At 66.7% G+C, this 15,242-nt stretch carries 11 protein-coding genes, 3 tRNA genes and 1 pseudogene (1 of these 15 running past the window's edge); 12 read left to right on the top strand and 3 right to left on the bottom strand.

What is annotated here, in order from left to right; all coding sequences use genetic code 11:
* On the bottom strand, positions 1 to 1,384 hold a 1,384-nt coding region (locus tag HGB10_02620), incomplete at its 3' end, for an acetyl-CoA synthetase (protein NTU70700.1).
* A gap of 152 nt (positions 1,385 to 1,536) precedes the next feature.
* Between HGB10_02620 and HGB10_02615 the strand changes: the two genes are divergently transcribed.
* The 9 genes from HGB10_02615 to HGB10_02575 all read left to right on the top strand — a co-directional run bounded on the left by HGB10_02615 (position 1,537) and on the right by HGB10_02575 (position 8,951).
* Positions 1,537 to 2,697 carry an acetoin utilization protein AcuC gene (locus HGB10_02615; GenBank protein NTU70699.1) on the top strand — a complete coding sequence of 387 codons (1,161 nt, stop codon included), beginning with the start codon at positions 1,537 to 1,539 and terminating at the stop codon, positions 2,695 to 2,697.
* 54 nt (positions 2,698 to 2,751) lie between these two features.
* Positions 2,752 to 2,841, top strand: a tRNA-Ser gene (locus HGB10_02610).
* 120 nt (positions 2,842 to 2,961) lie between these two features.
* The gene (locus HGB10_02605; protein ID NTU70698.1) at positions 2,962 to 3,849 is read left to right on the top strand and encodes a radical SAM protein; all 888 of its coding nucleotides are present in this window, start codon (positions 2,962 to 2,964) and stop codon (positions 3,847 to 3,849) included.
* The gene (locus HGB10_02600) at positions 3,846 to 5,141 is read left to right on the top strand and encodes a radical SAM protein (protein NTU70697.1); all 1,296 of its coding nucleotides are present in this window, start codon (positions 3,846 to 3,848) and stop codon (positions 5,139 to 5,141) included. The genes HGB10_02605 and HGB10_02600 overlap by 4 nt, the downstream gene beginning before the upstream one ends.
* Positions 5,142 to 5,168: 27 nt before the next feature.
* Positions 5,169 to 7,217: a hypothetical protein gene (locus tag HGB10_02595; protein ID NTU70696.1), complete on the top strand. Its 2,049-nt coding sequence runs from the start codon at positions 5,169 to 5,171 to the stop codon at positions 7,215 to 7,217.
* A gap of 66 nt (positions 7,218 to 7,283) precedes the next feature.
* A tRNA-Ser gene (locus HGB10_02590) sits at positions 7,284 to 7,377 on the top strand.
* Between the two features lie 86 nt (positions 7,378 to 7,463).
* Positions 7,464 to 7,540 (top strand) — tRNA-Arg (locus tag HGB10_02585).
* 160 nt (positions 7,541 to 7,700) lie between these two features.
* Positions 7,701 to 8,426, top strand: a complete 726-nt coding sequence (locus HGB10_02580) for an SIMPL domain-containing protein (GenBank protein NTU70695.1) — start codon at positions 7,701 to 7,703, stop codon at positions 8,424 to 8,426.
* Between the two features lie 288 nt (positions 8,427 to 8,714).
* The gene (locus HGB10_02575) at positions 8,715 to 8,951 is read left to right on the top strand and encodes a hypothetical protein (GenBank protein ID NTU70694.1); all 237 of its coding nucleotides are present in this window, start codon (positions 8,715 to 8,717) and stop codon (positions 8,949 to 8,951) included.
* Positions 8,952 to 8,973: 22 nt separating this feature from the next.
* On the opposite strand, the gene zwf is transcribed toward HGB10_02575, so the two are convergent.
* Positions 8,974 to 11,385 (bottom strand): glucose-6-phosphate dehydrogenase, encoded by a 2,412-nt coding sequence (gene zwf, locus HGB10_02570; GenBank protein ID NTU70693.1) that lies wholly within the window; start codon positions 11,383 to 11,385, stop codon positions 8,974 to 8,976.
* Positions 11,386 to 11,579: 194 nt separating this feature from the next.
* On the opposite strand from zwf, the gene HGB10_02565 reads away from it, so the two are divergent.
* The 3 genes from HGB10_02565 to HGB10_02555 all read left to right on the top strand — a co-directional run bounded on the left by HGB10_02565 (position 11,580) and on the right by HGB10_02555 (position 14,824).
* Positions 11,580 to 13,139, top strand: coding sequence for a hypothetical protein (locus HGB10_02565; protein NTU70692.1), 1,560 nt, complete (start codon positions 11,580 to 11,582; stop codon positions 13,137 to 13,139).
* Positions 13,140 to 13,214: 75 nt separating this feature from the next.
* The gene (locus HGB10_02560) at positions 13,215 to 14,009 is read left to right on the top strand and encodes an amidohydrolase family protein (protein NTU70691.1); all 795 of its coding nucleotides are present in this window, start codon (positions 13,215 to 13,217) and stop codon (positions 14,007 to 14,009) included.
* A 56-nt stretch (positions 14,010 to 14,065) separates the two neighbouring features.
* Positions 14,066 to 14,824 carry a PAS domain-containing protein gene (locus HGB10_02555; protein NTU70690.1) on the top strand — a complete coding sequence of 253 codons (759 nt, stop codon included), beginning with the start codon at positions 14,066 to 14,068 and terminating at the stop codon, positions 14,822 to 14,824.
* Positions 14,825 to 14,832: 8 nt separating this feature from the next.
* On the opposite strand, the pseudogene serS reads toward HGB10_02555, so the two are convergent.
* A pseudogene (gene serS / locus HGB10_02550) lies at positions 14,833 to 15,242 on the bottom strand (serine--tRNA ligase); it runs 829 nt beyond the window's last position.

The following is a 15,242-nucleotide window of genomic DNA, read 5'->3' as shown; positions in this document are numbered from 1 at the left end:
CGTCGATGGGAAGCTCGGCCGGGGTCTCGTAGAGGAGCTCGAGGTTGCGCGCGTACTGATACATGCCGAGATACGTGCGTACGCCTTCTTCCGGCGTGTTGTAGCAGGGAATCGCGGCGTCCTGGAATATCTCCCGTCCCTTGCGGACGGTCTCCCCGCCCATGAGGACGGTGATGAGCGGCTTCTGGCACCCCTTCACCAGCTCTACGACGCGTGACGCCATCTCATCCGGCCGCGCGTTGCCCTGAGGTGTGTAGAGCAGCACGATGCCGTGCACTCCGGGATCCGCCATGCACGCCTTGACCGCCGTGGCGAACCGCTCGCTGCCGGCATCCCCCAGAAGGTCGACCGGGTTGGAGCGGCTCCAGTACGCCGGGAGCGCGGCGTCCAGCGTCTCCATCGTCTTGTCCGAGAGCTGCGCGAGGCGTCCGCCGTGTTCGATGATCGCATCGGTCGCCATCACGCCGAGACCGCCGGCGTTGGTGACCACGGCGATCCCGGGCCCCACCGGCAGCCGACGAGAGTCGAGCACCTCGGCGGCGTGGAAGAGGTCGGCGACCTCGTGGACGCGCAGAACCCCCACGCGACGGAAAGCGGCCTCGTAGACCTCGTCGTCGCCCGCCATCGCCCCGGTGTGCGACAGCGCGGCCTTCGCGCTCTCGGTGTAACGCCCGGGCTTGAGGATGATGATCGGCTTGTTGCGCGCGAAGCTGCGCGCCGCGCTCATGAAGCGCCGTGCGTTTCCGATGGTCTCCATGTAGATGAGGATGCTTCGCGTGTGCGGATCCTCTCCGAGGAAGTCGACGAGGTCAGCGAAGTCGACGTCGACCATCGCCCCCACGGAGGCGAACAACGAGAACCCCACGCGCGAACTCACCGCCCAGTCGAGCATGCCTGTGCCGAGCGCCCCGCTCTGAGAGATGAGCGCGATGTCGCCGGCGGTCGGCTCCACCGAGAGAAACGACGCGTTGAGACCCACGCTGGGCCTGATGATGCCGAGGCAGTTGGGGCCGACAACCCGCATGGGGTACTCGGCAAGCGTCTTCTTGATTCGACGCTCGAGCGCCAGGCCGTCCTTGCCGGTTTCCCCAAAGCCCGCCGATACGACGATCGCGCCGTGGACGCCGGCCTTCGCGCATGCGAGCAGCACATCGGGCACGGTAGCCGCAGGAGTCGCAACGACCGCGAGGTCCACGGGTCCCGGCACGTCTCGGATACTTGAGAAACACGTCAGCCCGAAGACCGAGTCGTGGCGAGGGTTGACCGGGAACACGGTCCTGCCGTTCGAGCCGATCAGGTTCTCCATGATGGTTCGACCGACCGTGCCTTCTACCTCGGTCGCGCCGATCAGCGCGATCGTCTTAGGGTCAAGCATCGTCCGCATGAGTACGCACCTCCATGGTGAGTGTTCCCCTTCGGTGCGCCGAAACAAAGGCCGGGCGAGGGCACGCCTCCCTGTGAAGCGTAGCCGATGCCGCATGATGGGCAAGAACAGGCGACGGCGTAAGTCACTGGGCAACCGCCAAGGAGGCGTTCTTGAACCGAGCGGCACTGATTTGGGACCCCGCACTGGCCGACTACGACCTGGGCGACGGCCATCCGTTGAATCCCCTGCGCCTCACCCTCACAGTGGAGCTTATGGAGGCTCTCGGGCTGCTCGGCGAGGGCGACGTACTCGCGCCGCGCGCCGCCACCGAAAACGAACTGCTCCTCGCACACTCCAGCGGCTACATCGAAGCCGTGCACCACGCAGGCGATTGGGGCTCGGACTTCAGTCCCATGATGGGACTCGGCACCGAGGACAACCCCGTGTACCCGGGCATGCACGAGATCGCCGCCCTGACCGCGGGGGCATCCATGCTGGGCGTTGAGGAGGTGCTCGCGGGGCGCTGGCTGCGCACGTTTTCGCCCGCAGGCGGCATGCACCACGCGCACCGCAGCCGGGCGGCGGGCTTCTCGATCTACAACGACGCGGCGGTCGCGATCGCTGTCGCGCGAGAAGCGCACCCCGGCATCAAGGTGCTCTATATCGACATCGATGCGCACCACGGCGACGGCGTCCAGGAGGCGTTCGCCGCGTCGGGCGACGTACTGACGGTCTCGATCCACGAGAGCGGCCTCTACGCCTTCCCGGGCACCGGCTTTCCCGAGGAGATCGGCTATGGCGACGGCGTGGGGTTCTCGGCGAATGTCCCACTGCCGGCATTCGCGACCGATGAGTGCTTCGCGATGGCGTTCGACGAGGTCGTGGCCCCCCTTGCTCGAGCGTTCGCTCCGGACCTCATCGTCGCTCAGCTGGGCGTCGACGCGCATTACAGCGACCCCCAGACCGACCTGGGGCTGACGCTGCCGGGCTACCGCGCGCTCGTGCTCGGCATCATCGCGCTGGCCGATGAACTCTGCGCCGGCCGCCTGGCGGCGCTCGGCGGGGGCGGCTACCACGTCGTGGGCGTGGTGCCGAGAGCGTGGGCGTGGGTGATGGCGGCGATGCAGGGCGCGGCCGTCGCCGACGAGATCCCGCCGGCGTGGCGCGCCGCCGTGCGCGAACGCCAAGGCTTCGAGCCGCCCGCGAGTATGGGCGCGCTCGATGCCTTCGACTCGCCGCCCGAGCGCACCGCAGCCGTGCTCGAACTCACCACTCGTCGCATCGCCGAGACGCGCGCTGCAGTCTTCCCGCACCACGGACTGACGCCGTAGCACGCCTGTTCAGCATGGTCCGAGCGCGTGATATCCTCTGCGTTGCCGCGCCACGGAGGGGTGGCAGAGTGGTTGAATGCCCTGGTCTTGAAAACCAGTAGGCCCGCAAGGGTCTCGTGGGTTCGAATCCCACCCCCTCCGCCAGCGCGCAACTCCCCCACCTCCCGAGAATATCGTGCTGGATATGGGTACAAACTCGTGTACAACCCGAACGGTTCGCGACACCATCGTGGTGTCAGTCCGTTCGACCCCGGGGGCGGTGGCTTGGCGATGTTGAACCAGCTGCGCACGTACGTCCCGTACGCGTGGAACTTCGCGGTCCGACGCTCCTTCGAACCCATCATCTGCGGCATCGCAATCACCGACCGCTGCAACCTTCACTGCCGCGCGTGCCACGTCTCCAACCTTGGCGCCGGCGACATGTCCTTCTCGGCGGTTTCGGAGCGGTTGCGCACGGCGTATGACCGCGGATGCCGAGAGGCCTACTTCACCGGTGGCGAACCGATGCTGTGGACCGACGAGGGCTTCACCGTCGAGAACCTCATCGAGGTCGCTCGGCACATGGGCTACTTCCACGTGCACGTCTACACGAACGGCACGCTCGGGCTCGACTGCAGCGCCGATCTCGTCTGGGTGAGCATGGACGGCCTGCCTGGCACCTACGAGAAGCGCCGAGGCGACCACTTCGCGACCGTCGAGCACGCGATTCGCCACACACCTCACCCGCCATTGGCAGTCATCTACGTCGTCGACCGCTTCACCGCCGGCGGCGTGGAGCCGTTCCTGCGGTGGGTGCGCGCGACCGAACTGCCCGTGCGCGGCGTGATGATCTACTTCCACACGCCGTACTACGGCATCGACGAGCTCTACCTCACCGCCGATGAGCGCGCGCCCGTCATCGACCGGCTCATCACTCTCAAACGCGAGGGACTGCCGCTGCTCAACTCGCATGCAGGGCTCGTCGCGCTCAAGACCGGCAACTGGCCGCGTCGCATGCCGGTCGCGCTCGTGGGCGATGCCAGCGGCGAATCGCTGTGCTGCCGCGCGCCGGACAGCGTCTGTCCCGACTGCGGCTACGGTGCGTGCACCGAGCTCTCGGCGGCGCAGCGCTTGCGACCGAGCGCTGTTATCGGCATGGCGAGGTACCTGTGAGCACGCCGGGACACGGCGCATCGCGCGCCCTCACACGGGCGGTCCGTCGGCACCTCGTCGGGCCCGCGCAGCGCTGGGAGTTCGTCGCACCCGAACCGGGCTGGTCGCCGGGCCGTGTCGAGCGTACGTCGCTCTACCTGCACGTGCCGTTCTGCCGCAACTGCTGCCCCTACTGCCCGTACACGAAGGTGCCCTACGATCCCGCGCTGGTCGCGCCCTACACCCGCGCCGCGCTGACCGAGGTCGACCGGTGGGCCGATACGGTGGGGCCCGCCGAGGTCACGAGCGTTTACATCGGTGGCGGTACTCCGACGCTGGCGCTAGACGCGGTGGGCAGCATCCTCGAGCGCGTTCGCGAGCGCTTCACCGTGACCGGCGACGTCTGCATCGAGACCAACCCCGCTGACGTCTCCGAGGAGACCGTCGCCGCGCTGCACGCATGCGGCGTCTCGCTCGTGTCTCTGGGAGTGCAGTCGTTTCGCGAGGAGGCGCTGCGTTCCATTGGGCGCCGCTACGCCCCCGACGTCGCCGAGCGCGCGCTGACGCTGCTCGCGAGCAGTGACTTCGCCTCGGTCAACGCCGACATCATGTTCGCGCTGCCGGGCCAGACCGCCGCCGACGTTGTCGCCGACCTCGAGCGTGCAGCCGAGCTCGGCGCCGACCAGCTCACCACCTACCCGCTCTTCACGTTCCCCTACACGGCCGTGGGCGAGTACCTGCACCTCGCAGGCGTGAAGATGCCGGACCTGCCCACCCGTCGCAGCCACTACCGCGCGATCTCGGACTGGTGCGCCGCGAACGGGTTCGAGCGCGTGAGCGTGTGGGGCTTCAAGCGCGGGGGCGTGCCGCGCTACTCCTCGGTGACACGCGACGGCTACATCGGGATCGGCCCCGGGTCGGGCTCGCACCTTCCCGACGGCTTCACACTCAACACCTTCGACCTCGATGCGTGGGAGTCGACCTTGGAACGCGGCGATTCGCCGATCGCGCTACGGATGCCATTCGAAGGCGAGATGGGTGGCTGGTGGTGGCTGTACTGGCGCTTCTACGACACCCGCATCCCCATGGCCGGGCTCGACGAGGCACTCGGGGGCGACGCAGGCAAAGCGCGCCGCTGGTTGTCCGCGGTCCAGACCGCCGGGCTCGCCGAGCGCCGCAACGGATCGCTCGAACTGACCGATGCCGGCGCGTTCTGGCTGCACCTGGCGCAGAACCACTTCGCGCTCTCGTACGTGAACACCCTGTGGACCGCGGCACGCACCGAACCATGGCCTGCGAGAGTGAGTATTTAGCCCTACACTCCGGATGGGGGTGGCGACATGAAGTTCGGACCGACTGAAGAGACCTCGACTGAAGCGGCGCGTTCGTCGACAGGCGATACCGCTGACACCGCTGCGATCGCCGAGCGGCCCGAGCGCCGAATCGCGGTGCTCGCCGAGATTCTTGGCTACCTGGGTGGGGCACTCGCACTGGCAGCGGTGTTTGCGCTGCTTGTGCAGTACTGGCCGCGGCTCGGCTCGTACGAACGCATCGGCGTGGCTACGATCGCTGGCCTCGCGGCACTCATCGGCGGGTTCCTCCTGGAACGCGCCTCGGGCGCGGCCGCCGAGCGGCTCTCGCGCTTCCTGCTGTTCGCGGGCGTGGCCGGCCTGGCCGCCGGTGTGGGCATCGCGACCTGGGAGTTCACGGGCGCCCTCAACGCAACCAAGCATGGCGAGTGGGCGTGGTTCGCGGGATTCGCCGCAGCGGCGTTCATCGGGTGTGCGGTCTGGTGGCGTCGCCGCACGGTGATGCAGCACCTCGCGTTCGGACTGGGCGTCGGCATCGGCAGCGTGCTGGTGCTACCGCTCATCCCCATCGACGGCCCCGAGTGGGGCGCCGGTCTCACGTTGATCGTTGTCGCACTCGTGTGGGGAGCGCTCGGCCTGGCCGGCAAGCTTGCTCCGGAGAAGGCCGCCGAGGTGCTCGCCTCAAGCGGCATCATCGGCGGCTGCGTACTGATGGCGATACAGGACGGCGGCAACGGTGATCCGGCGATGTGGGCGCTGTGGGTCGGCCTTGCAGCGACGGCGGCGCTCGTGATCTTCGGCGTGGTGGCGCACCGCGGCATCGAGCTCGGATTCGGCGCGGCGGGTGTGCTCACGTTCTCCAACTCGCTCGTGCAGTTCCTCTTCCCCAACAGCATCGCGGGTCCGCTCGTGATGATGGCCGGCGGACTCGTCTTCGTGGGCGGCGCGATCTTCATCGTCATGCGCCGCTCCGCTGCCGAGAAGACCGCACGGCTCGCGGCGCAACGCGAGGCGGCTCCGGGCGCGGTCGCCGATACGCCGCCGGCCGCGCAAGCGTCGTCGACCGCACCCGACACAGCGCTCGCTCCGCCCACTGGTCCGCCGCCGCAGCCAGCCACCGCCGTCGCGGCACCCGAGCCCGACACCGGCGGCCCCTCGCCCATCCCGCTGCCCGCCGAGCTGCTCGGCTACGGCGGCGGCGCATTCGCGATCGGCGCCGCGATAGCGCTGCTCGGACAGTTCTGGGAGCAGCTCGGCCTTCCCGGGCGACTCGGTGTGACGCTGGCGGGCACCGCACTCGGGCTCATCGGCGGGTTCGTGATCGGACGGCAGGGCTCACCCGGAGCGAAGCGGCTCGAGCAGTTCATGCTCTCGGTCGGCATCGTCGCTTCTGGCGTGACCGGAGGCATCATCGCCTACCAGATCGCGGCTGCCCGTCTCGGGACCTACTCGTACGAGTTCGGGAACCCCGCGGAGCCGTGGGCGGGCTTGGGCGGCGTCGCGTCCGCCCTGGTCGTAGGCGCGATCGTCTGGCGACTAAGGCCCGGTTTCATGACGCACCTTGCTCTGGGGGTTGCCGCCTACGCGACCATCGAAATGGTGCCCGGCGTCTTCGACATGAACGCGAACATCCCCTGGTGGTTGTTCGGCGCCTCCACGCTTGCGGTGTCGATCGTCTGGACTATCGGGACGTTCACCGGCTTCTTCAAGCCACCGGGCGTCGCATGGGGACTGGCTTCCTTCGGCGCGATCATCGGCGTCGCCAACATCATGAGCGGCCCCGATGGACCGCTGCACTGGGCGTACGTGCTCGGGATCGCGCTCTCGATCCTGATGGTCGCGGGAAGCGTTCGCCTCAAGCAGCTGATCCTGCTGATCGCAGGCGCGATCGGCATGGTCTGGTTCTCGTCAGACTTCGTGCGCGTGCTCTTTGGCGAGCGAATCGCAGGACCGGTACTCCTGCTCGTGATCGGCGTGCTGTTCGTGGCGATGGCGGTGCTCGTGGCGTTTCTTGCGCCGAGACTTCGCCGCACGCCGCCGCCCGGCACAACGGCTGCCGCCCCACCCGCTTTACCGTAGGCGCAGGCGCAGGTACTATATCTCCTCGCGCGCCCCTGCAACGTACACACGCATAAGCGCGCGCACGGAGAGCTGGCCGAGTCGGTCGAAGGCGCTCGCCTGCTAAGCGAGTAAGGGGGTAAAGCTCCCTTCGAGGGTTCGAATCCCTCGCTCTCCGCCATTTGACATACAGCGTGCCGCACGCCCCGCCGGGATTGACAGCGATTCCTCGCGGTGGCAGGATACGCAAGCCCTTCGGGGCAAAACGCGCCCTTACCTCAGCTGGATAGAGGGCCTGACTACGAATCAGGACGTCGCAGGTTCGAATCCTGCAGGGCGCGCCACAGCGAAACACGAAGACCGGATCGGGACTCCCGAGCCGGTCTTCTGTTGCCTGCAGGCCAAAGCCGCGAGAACGCTGCGAACCATCCGGCCGTTTTGTTCGTCGTAACGGGTACTGACACACCAGGATGCTGATAGCACCGGGTACCTGAGGAGGACGCGATGAAGGGCAACAAGACACTGGCGGCGATACTGATCACCGCCCTTTCGCTCGTGGTGCTGGCCTCGACAGGCTGCACGAAGGTCATCACCGCGCCCGCAGGATCCGCAGCCAACACAGTGACGGCTTCGGGCATGGGAACCGTACAGGCGACACCGGACATCGCCGAGATGTCATTCGGCGTGTCCACTCAGTCCAGTAACGCCAAGACCGCGCTCGATGACGCCTCCAAGGTCGCCGAGAAGATCACTGCGGCGCTGAAGAAGGCCGGCGTCAAGGACGAGGACATCCAGACCCGCGACGTCAACGTATACCCGCAGTACGGCGATTCTGGCGGGTCGCAGACGGTTACCGGCTATCAGGCCTCGGTCACCGTCACAGCGAAGGTACGCGACATCGGTACGCTCGGCGACGTGATCACCGCCGCCAACCAGGCCGGTGCGAACTCCATCAACGGCCCGACGTTCACCGTCGCCGACCAGGCACCGCACCGCGCGAAGGCGATCGAGAAGGCCGTTGCGGATGCGCGCAAGAGCGCCGAGGCGATGGCGAAGGCTGCAGGCAAGAGCGTCGGCGCGGTCCTCAGCGTCAGCTCCAGCGACGTCAGCGTCGTTCCGGGGCCGGTGTTCGCCACGGCTGAGAGCGCCGGTGCAGCCAAGTCGGTGCCCATCGAGGCCGGCCAGCTCGACATCACATCCACGGTCACGGTCATCTTCGAGCTGAAGTAGCCCGCCCCCGTCACCACTGCCGAGCGGCGCGACCCCATCCCGGGCCGCGCCGCTCTCGCGTGCGGGGCCGTCGTGCCGGCGCACCATGTCGGTAGCTGGAGATCCCGACGGCAGCCGTCGCGATTACCGCGTGGTTTCTGGGCGATGCACGTACCTCCTAGCCGGCGCACACGCCGGATTCGTTGCCCCAAAGTACTACCGTGAGCACCCGCTCGCGGGGTATCGTTTCCTCACCACGTGACAGTGGGTAGAGACTCTTGGGATCGATTGCCTGATCGGGGGTTAGCCGTGGCCGAGTGCGAACGCACCTCAGCGTGCATATTCTTCACCGATGAGGCTGGCTACTCGCCCGAACTCTGGGCGAAGATGCGCGACGCCTACTGCTTCACCGGGGATCCGTCATGTGCCCGGTTCCGACTTCTGCCCTACTTCGCGGCCGAAGACATCCCGCATGACCTCATCCCGTCCGATTCAGAGCGCGCGGACACGATCATCGCCGAAGTGACCGGGGGTCGCGACAACTGAGTCGTTGACTTGGGCCTTCGCTCTACCGCCGCGGCCCGCCGCCCGGCCCCAAGCCATGTCCGCCGAACGCGTTTCGCATCGCAGTGAGTACCTGGCCTGCGTAGCTCGGCGCCTTCTCGGACTCCTCGCGGAAGCGCAGCGACCCCTCGATAATCGGAACCGGGGTCCCGATCTCCTGGGCGGCCTCCACCGTCCACGCACCTTCGCCGGTGTGTCCGACGACGCCACTGGCCCCATCAAGATCGCTGCCCAGCTCCTCGTACGCACCGCCGAGCCACCCCACGAGCCGCGACTCGACGACACTGCCGTGCTGGTAGACATCGGCGACCTCAGCGAGATCGAGCGCGAACGGCGCCTCGTGCATGAGCGCGAATCCCTCGGCGATCGCCTGCATCATGCCGTACTCGATGCCGTTGTGGACCATCTTCACGAAGTGCCCCGCGCCGTGACCCTCGAAGAAGCGGTAGCCGTCGGGTAGTGCGACGTCGGCGAACATCGGCTCCCACTGTTCGAAGACGGGCCGCCGGCCGCCGATCATGAGGCATGCTCCGTTTCGTGCGCCGGCAGGCCCGCCGCTCGTGCCGCTGTCGAGGTAGTGAATCCCCTGCTCCGCCAGACGTGCGGCCCGCGGCGCGGCATCCTTCCAGCGGCTGTTACCCCCATCGATGACGGTATCGCCCGGCTCGAGTAGCGCGGCGAGTCCACCGGTCTCACCGGCCGCATCGTCGCCGAAGAGCAGATTGTCGACGGGCGCACCCGCGGGCACCATCAGCCAGATGACGCGCGGCGGGGCGAGCGCAGCTGCGAGACGCTCGAGGGATCCGACGGCCTCAAAGCCGCTGCCCTCCTCGGCGATCTCGGTCGCGACCTCGGCGTGACGGTTCCAGCCCACGACTCGCCAGCGATGGTCGCGCAGATTGCGCGCGAGGCCGGCTCCCATCTTGCCCAGACCCGCGACGCCCACACTGCGCGCCGAGGGAGCGGAGCTCTCAGCGGCTCGTAGGGCGGCAGTCGCCACGCCCACGATGGCGTCGTTGTTCGGTGCGTAGACAGCAGGAGCAGCGTCGGCCGCCTCCCATCCATCGATCCACGGGTCCACGAAGCGCCATCCGGCCTCAACCTCAGCGCTGCTGACGAAGAGCGTCTGATCGCCTCTGATGGCGTCGTGCAGGAGGCGCGCGTACTCCTCGACGTACTGCCGCTTCTCCTCGCGCTCGTAGAGGAAGAAGTCGAGCGAACGGGGCTCGCCCTCGTCATCGAATCCGGGTCGCTTCGCCCAGAAGTCGATGCGGATGGCGTCCTTTGGCTCGAGCGAGAACTCGATGCGGTTCTGCGGCACCGGCACGCTGATGTCGCACATGCACTCGGGCGGACGGCGAAACGTCACGACGACGTTCTTGACCGCGTCGCCCATGCGCTTGCCGGCCTGCATCGTGACCGGCACGCCGCCCCATCGCTCGCCTGCGAGTGTGGTGCGCAACATGAAGTAGGTCTCGGTACGCGAGTCCGGCGCGACACCATCGATCTCGCCGTAGCCGGCGTACTGCGCGCGGAAGCTGCCTGCCGCCACCTCGCGCGCCGTCGGGGGTCGCAACTCATCGATGGCAGCTGCGCGTGCCGAGCGGATCGCATCGGCGCCGGCGTGCTGGGGCTGTTCCATAGTAATCAGCGCGAGCATCTGCAGCAGGTGGTTCTGCCCCACGTCACGCAAGGCGCCGATACGGTCGTAGAACGCACCGCGCTTCTCCACGCCGATGGATTCGAGCAAGTTGATCTCGATGCGCTCGATCGAACGCCGATCCCAGCCGGCTTCGAAGAGGTTGTTCTGGAAGCGGAAGTTCAGAATGCCCTGCAGCATCTCCTTGGCGAGGTAGTGGTCGATGCGGTAGATCTGCTCCTCTCGGAAGAGGGAGGTGAGCAACCGGTCGAGGTCGCGCGAGCTCGGCTCGTCATCACCGAACGGCTTCTCAACGAGAACCCGCGTGTAGCCCTCACCCATCGAGCATGCATCGGTGGCCCCGCTCGCAGCGAGGTTGCGCAGAATCGTCGCGTAGTGCTCGGGCGGCACGGCGAGGTAGAAGAGCTTGTCCGAGCAGGCGTCCCACTCGCGGTCGATGTCTGCGACAGACGAAGCAATGCCGGCAAACGCAGCAGGGTCGTCGAACTGCCCGTAGCGGTACGTGAACCTGCCGATGAACTCCTCGGCAGCCTCGTCGGCGAGGAACTCCGGGCAGCAGCCTTCGAGGATGGTGCGGATGTGGGCGCGCAGACGCTCGTCGTCCCACTCCCTGCGACCGAACCCGACGACCCGGAAGCGCTCAGGCAACAGGCCGCGCTGCCACAGGTAGAGGAGCGACGGCACGACCTTGCGGGTCATCAGGTCACCCGTCGTGCCGAACACGGTGAGGATGCAGGGCTTGAGCTGCTCGCTCATAGGGGAGCTCCAATCGAGGTCGTGCAGTGTGTACACGGTGGCGTACGAGTGTATTCCCTCGGCTTGCCGTGCGTACGCCTCCTCCACGCGATTCTCGGGTATATGCCGCGTGGGAGAGGTGCCGTCGGCCGTATTGTGCGGTCCGACGCGCGAGAGAGGGGAAGCTCATGGCAAGGTCAGGAGCACGTGCTCTGATGGTGATCGTCTGCGCGGCGCTGTTCATCGCGGGCGCGACGAGTACGGCGTTGGCGACAGAACCGAGCGACGACTTCACATGGTTCAACTCGTGTGCGGTCCTGCGTGACCCCGGTAGTACGCTCGGCAACAGCGGTGACGTCCGCGGCAAGTACCTCGTAACGAGCACCGATAGCGACTCGATGCTGCACGTCAACGACTTGTCGAACGGTACGCAGTCGGACCTCGCTGATGGTGCAATAGCCCAGACCGACCCTCAGATTGACCAAGCAGTCCTCGTCTGCGAGGAGCAGTTCGGCCCTGGTGACTACACGCTGAAGTGGTGGGATCTGTACGACAAGTCCTCCTATGAGATCACTACCACCTCTTATGCCATCAAGCCCTACATCTCGGGGGATACCGCTGCGTTCCTGGCGCAGAGTGCTCCCGGCACGTGGGATGTGTTTGTTCACAAGATCTACAGCGGGACGACGACGCAGGTGACCACGGGCGGGGGCTACACCGGAGTACGAATCTGGGGTCCGTACCTGGCATTCGTCGATAGCGCGTCGCAGTTGCACCTCTACGACCTGCGCAACGCCGCCGACACGGTCGTCGCCGGTCCCGCAGACGGGCTCGAAGTGTGCGACTTCGATGAGGGGCTCATCCTGTACACGAGCGAAAGCGCGTTGGACTACTCGGATCTCTACGCCTACGACATGCCTTCGGGCGACACCCTGGTCGTGGCTGCCACGCACCTCGATGAGGGATCCGGCGCGGTTTGCGGACGGCAGATCGTCTACCATGCCGCGGGCATCGATCCGGTCGTCACGGTGGGCTCGCTCGCGTATGACACCGGTACCGGCCGCACCGAGACAATCGGAGATTCGCCATCCTTCGTCCTAGGGGCCGATGAGAACAACTTCGCCATCTTCGACATCGGCTCGGACCGCGGCGTTCACCTCTACACGCCCAATCGGTCATCGGCTATCGCGTGGTCGACGTTCTCGGGTGCGTACGCTGGCACCGGGATGCTCGAAGGCATGCTGACCGACCGCTCCATCGGGCTCGATGCGCGGCAGCTGCGCCTACAGATGAGCACCGACGGCTACACGTGGACTGAACTCGCGCCGGTGACGACTGACGCCGACGGCTACTGGACGGCGACCACGCCGGCGATCACGCGGCTCACGTACTTCCGCACCCTGTATGACGGCAACTACCATACGTTGCCGACGCAGCTCTCGGTCACCGGTGACTTCACGACCATGGTGCCCCGAGCCAAGCTGGGAACGCTCGGCGCGTCCTCCCGCATGAAGCTCAACAAGACGTACACCGTCGGCCTTGCGATTTCGCCGTCGCAGAAGGATCAGCACGCGCAAGGCTACTTCGAGGCGTACCGGAGGTCCGGTTCGAAGTGGGTCGACCGCAAGAGGTTCACCGCATCATTCACGACAACGGGGGCCAAGGGGTCGGTCAAGCTTCCCAAGCGCGGAACATGGCGGGTCCGCTTCATCTTCGGAATGAGCGACATCAATCGACCTACCACTGGTAGTTGGAAGACGGTGACCGTGTACTAGACGATCGGGCGCTCGACAAGGAGCGAGGGTCGACGCTCGTCGCGTCGGCCCTCGCTTGTGTCAGACTGTCTCCTCATGAGCCGCATCATCGACATCCACACACACGCATGGCCCGAGGGCGTCGCCGATAAAGCCGTCGCCTCGCTGAGCGACTCGGGTGTGATGAGCGCCTTCTACGACGGCACCGTCCCCGGGCTCCTCGCCGACATGGAGCGGTGCGGCGTCGACATCTCGGTGGTCCAACCCGTGGCGACCAAGCCCGGCCAGGTTCGCAGCATCAACGACTGGTCGGCGCGCGCAGGCTCGGATCGTGTCGTCTGCTTCGGAGCGATGCACCCCGAAGCCGAGAACCCCGCCGAGGAGATTGCTCGCATGGCCTCGCTCGGCATCCAGGGGTTCAAGCTGCACCCCGAGCACCAGGAGTTCGCACCCGATGAGCCACGCATGGAGCCCATCTACGACGCAGCGTTGGCACACAAGATGACGTTGCTGTTCCACGCCGGCCGAGACGAGTTCCACGACACGCTGCGCGGCACACCCGAGTCCTTCGCCGCGGTGCTCGACGCCTACCCCGGGCTTCGCATCGTGCTGGCCCATTTCGGCGGCTACCAGATGTGGGGCGAGGTCAGCGACGTGCTCGTGGGGCGTGAGGTCTACTTCGATACCGCCTACACGCTGGGGCACCTGCCCGACGACGACTTCGTCGAGATCGTGCACGCGCACGGCCCCGAGCGCATCCTGTTCGGCAGCGACGGTCCCTGGACCGATGCAGCCGCAGAGATCGCTTGGATTCGGTCACTGGCATTGCGCGGCGGCGCAGCTGATTCGATACTCGGAGACAACGCGGCGCGGCTCTTGGGCCGTATGTAGATGCAGCGCCGCTCTGACCTGCCGGCACAGGTGAGAATGATGGAGGTCCGACACCCGTGAGTAGCGCAGTCGCGCCGGACGACCATCTCGTGGCGTTGTTGGCCTCAGCGCTGGACTTCGTGCCCAACCCGCTGATCGTCACGGACTATGCCGATGTCTTCTGGGTCAACACGGCGGCCGTCACCGAGTACCGCGCATCCTCGCGCGACGAACTGTGTCAGCTCCGCGCCCTCGAACTCGCGCACCCGGATTCGCGGGATGCGGTGCGTTCACGGCGAGACCTGGTGCTGGACGGACGTCAGCCCATGTCAGGAGTGCCCCTCAAGACCATGCGTTGCGACGGCGTTGCGGCGTCGCACATCATCGATGTCATCCCCATCGACGTCGACGGCGCAGCCGCGATTCTGGGCGTCTTTCACTCGGTCGTCGCACCGACTCCACCGACCGTGACCTGGCCTCTCGGCAGCAGCGAGACCAGCGGTTTCGTGGCGGCCGCGTTCGAAGCGGTACCGACTCCGTTGCTGCTGCACGACCAGCAGCAGGTCATCGCCGCGAATGCAGCGTGCAGGCTGGCCTTCGCCGACGACGGCGAAGACCTTGTGGGCCGCTCCATCCACGACCTGAGCGATCCGGACTCCCTCGAGATCGAACGCGCCCGCCGCTCGGCGATGGAGCAAGGTGAGGTGCGAACACTGTGGCGGGTGCCGCTGAAGATGCGGCGCCTCGATGGCACGCCGCTTCACATCACGGCCAGCGGGGCCCTGCTGACCGTTGATGGCCGCTACGCGGCACTGATGATGGTCGAGCAGGGCTAGCCGAGGACTCAGCCCTCGGGAAGCACCTCCGTGGCGCCACCGAGGTACGGTCGCAAGACCTCGGGAATCTCCACGCTGCCGTCCTCGCGCTGGTAGTTCTCGAGCAGAGCTGCGAGCGTGCGTCCGACCGCGAGGCCGCTTCCGTTGAGCGTGTGCACGAGGCGCGACCCCTTGAACTCGCCTGGCGACCGGTACTTGATGGCCGCGCGCCGCGCCTGGAAGTCGATGCAGTTGCTGCAGCTCGAGATCTCTTTGTACGCGCCGTAGCTGGGCAGCCACACCTCGATGTCGTAGGTCTTCGCGGCACCAAAGCCCATGTCACCCGTGCACAGCACGATGACGCGGTAGGGCAGTTCAAGTAGCTCGAGGATGCGGCACGCGTCGACGAGCATGCCCTCAAGTGCGTCGAAGCTCTCCT

This window comes from Coriobacteriia bacterium (assembly GCA_013334745.1).
In the GTDB taxonomy this organism is placed as follows: Bacteria; Actinomycetota; Coriobacteriia; order Anaerosomatales; family JAAXUF01; genus JAAXWY01.
The sequence above is the reverse complement of the archived record's forward strand: the minus strand, read 5'-3'. Positions and strand labels throughout refer to the sequence as shown.

Coding starts and splice junctions, on each gene's coding strand:
- HGB10_02595 (NTU70696.1), top strand. CDS start 5,169: ATGAAGTTCGGACCGACTGAAGAGACCTCGACTGAAGCGGCGCGTTCG.
- HGB10_02580 (NTU70695.1), top strand. CDS start 7,701: ATGAAGGGCAACAAGACACTGGCGGCGATACTGATCACCGCCCTTTCG.
- zwf (NTU70693.1), bottom strand. CDS start 11,385: ATGAGCGAGCAGCTCAAGCCCTGCATCCTCACCGTGTTCGGCACGACG.
- HGB10_02565 (NTU70692.1), top strand. CDS start 11,580: ATGGTGATCGTCTGCGCGGCGCTGTTCATCGCGGGCGCGACGAGTACG.
- HGB10_02560 (NTU70691.1), top strand. CDS start 13,215: ATGAGCCGCATCATCGACATCCACACACACGCATGGCCCGAGGGCGTC.